This window comes from Streptococcus mitis (assembly GCF_902159415.1).
GTDB classification, from domain to species: domain Bacteria; phylum Bacillota; class Bacilli; order Lactobacillales; family Streptococcaceae; genus Streptococcus; species Streptococcus mitis_BG.
Map to the genome: position 1 here is coordinate 1 of NZ_CABGJU010000011.1, position 320 is coordinate 320.

At 40.3% G+C, this 320-nt stretch carries 1 tRNA gene; it reads right to left on the reverse strand.

What is annotated here, in order from left to right:
* Positions 1-199 precede the first annotated feature (199 nt).
* A tRNA-Glu gene (locus tag FN031_RS08980) sits at positions 200-271 on the reverse strand.
* Positions 272-320: the final 49 nt, after the last annotated feature.

The window sequence follows — 320 nt, forward strand, 5'->3', positions numbered from 1 at the left end:
TGACAGATTTATTGTTTTTTTCATTGTTCAGTACTACAACATCAGTTGTAGTGCCCTGCACATTGGTTCGTCTTGTTCAGTTTTCAAAGGTCTTTGTCTCTCGTTCTTATCGAGCGACAACTATATTAGTATATCACAGCATCTCATCCTTGTCAATAGCTTTTTCAAACTTTTTTCAACTTCTACTGCAACATACTCATAGTCCGTACGGGATTCGAACCCGTGTTACCGCCGTGAAAAGGCGGTGTCTTAACCCCTTGACCAACGGACCTCGAGCTTTTCAACTCTTTCTATTATACCTACTTTTTCTGCCTTGTCAA